We start from the raw sequence: 2,304 nt of genomic DNA on the forward strand, positions 1-2,304 counted from the left end.
CAACCGCAGCAGGGCAGTCTATTCTCGGACAGCCTCCTGGAATACATCAACGCAGCGCCGTTGGCGCCACAACAAAACACAGGCAACAGGTTTGCCTTACCGGCCTTTTGAACTAGCCTTGGCTCATAAATCGATTGCACACCAGATTGGGGCATGCAGGTATTACTTCCCCTTGTGAGGTTTTCCAGCAACGGATCTACAGACATGTACTCAAGCGATAGACAATATTTATTGCGCCGGGAGGACACTGCCAATCCGGAGGGGGCGTCAGCGAGTTCCCGGGCACGGCCTGCATCTTCGCTCCAGCAACCCGTTGCCAGCGCAGAAAATATCTTGAACACGGTGGCTTCCCCGGGCAATGGGAGTATAAAACCACCGACGTCTGATATCGATTTGCGTGGCCTGGGCAGTCAGCTGACAGAGGCAATCATGCAGCAAGACCTGTCAGCCGTTAACAACCTGCTGGACCTGGCCCAGCATCTGGGGATTGACCCCGATATCTGCAACCGGCAAGGCAACTACCCGCTCTATTCGGCCAGTTACATGGGCAGGGCTGACGGAGTTCTCAAGACCCTGCTGGACAGGGGGGCAAATCCCAATCTTTGCAACATTGATGAGTGGGATGGAAAAAGAAACATACCTCTACTTTGTGCCGCCCACACCGGCAGTTATGAGGTCTGCAAGGTCTTGCTGGGATACGGCGCTGACCCGCACGCCCGTGACGGCTCGAATTGGACGGCGCTGCACTGGGCCACACTGGAATCCAAGGCACAAAGCGTTATGCTCCTGAAGTGCCTGCTGGATCACGGTGATGATATTAATGCCCGTACTCATTTGAGCGGAGAAACCCCGCTGTTCTGTGCCGTCATTAATGACATACTGCCGGCCGTTAACACTCTGCTGGACGAAGGTGCTGATCCTGATATTCCTGATACTACTGGTATTACCCCGCTGGGCAATGCCGTCTTTAACGGGCGCACCAACATGGTCGACGACTTGCTGGCTCACGGTGCCAATCCTGATACCCCCTACGGCACCGTCAGCGGGGGGTGGAGCAACGCACTTTGCATAGCATTAGGTCAGGATTACAGAGACGACATTGTGGCTATGCTCCTGGCATACGGTGCCAACCCCAACAAGGTGAGCAAAATGGGTGATACCCCGCTGCATCTGGCGATAAAAAAAAGCAACTCAATCTGTGTTGACATGCTGCTGGCCCATGGTGCCAATCCCAATATTCGCAACCCCTCAGGCAAGACCGCCCTGGAGGCTGCCAAAGCAGCAAAGTCACCTCCCGGCATCATTGCTGCCCTGAGTGAGCCCTTTAAACCCCTGTCGCTGCAGGTTTGTGCCCGAAACTGTATTCGTGCAACCCTGATGCGACCACAGATGACCCCGAAAAAAACGCGGGGAAAACCGCTAGCAATAAAATCTCAACACCTGTCCGTACCTTCTCTCCACCAGCCCGTTGCCAGCGCAGTAAATAGATCAAAAAGCACCGTGGCTTCCCCGGATACCGGGAGCATATAACCATCGACGTTTGATCACGATTTGGGTGATTTGGGCGATCAACTGGCAACAGTCATCAAGCAAGGGGATAATCTGTCAGCCCTCAATGACCTGCTGAACCTGCTGGAGGAGCGGGGGGTCGATCCCAATCTCTGCGACCAGCAAGGCCACTACCCGCTTTTTTGGTTCAGCGACTCAGACAGAGTGGGCAAATTCCTCAAGACTCTGCTGGACAGAGGGATTGACCCCAATATCGCCACTATCGATCCGTTGACTCATGAAGAGTACATACCTCTGCTTATGGCCGCCAAAGCAGGCAGTTTCAGCAAGGCCTTGCTGGATCACGGGGCTGATCCGCAAGCCCATGACCGATCTGATTTCACAACGCTGCACTGGGCCACATGGCGAGGAAGCAGAAGCAGACAAACAGTCATGCTCCTGAAGTGCCTGCTGGATCACGGTGTCAATATTAATGCCCGCAATGGTATGGGGCGCACCCCGCTGTGCGATGCCGCCACTGGTGACGAATTTTCACTTTCACTGTCGGCCATTAATACTTTGCTAGACGAGGGTGCCGATCCCAACATTCCTGATAATGAGGGTAATACTGCGCTGCACTATGCCGTCTTTAACGGGCACACCATCATGGTCGACGACTTGCTGGCTCACGGTGCCAATCCCAATATTCGCAACCCGTCAGGCCAGACTGCCCTGGAAGCTGCCGAAGCTGCAGGGTCACCGCCGCGCATCATGGCTGCCCTGAGTAAGCCCTGTAAACCCGTGTCGCAGCAAATT

2 protein-coding genes are annotated in these 2,304 nt (G+C 54.7%); both read left to right on the plus strand.

Annotated features, from left to right (window positions below; translation table 11 throughout):
• The first annotated feature begins 204 nt into the window (after positions 1 to 204).
• A complete protein-coding gene (locus KDK14_RS18420; RefSeq protein ID WP_257266661.1) occupies positions 205 to 1,530 on the plus strand; it encodes an ankyrin repeat domain-containing protein in 1,326 nt (441 codons plus the stop codon).
• A gap of 30 nt (positions 1,531 to 1,560) precedes the next feature.
• Positions 1,561 to 2,304, plus strand: a 744-nt coding sequence (locus KDK14_RS18425) for an ankyrin repeat domain-containing protein (protein WP_257266662.1), incomplete at its 3' end; no start/stop codon positions are given.

The sequence above is a fragment of the Endozoicomonas sp. ONNA2 genome (genome assembly GCF_024606365.1).
GTDB lineage: Bacteria > Pseudomonadota > Gammaproteobacteria > Pseudomonadales > Endozoicomonadaceae > Endozoicomonas.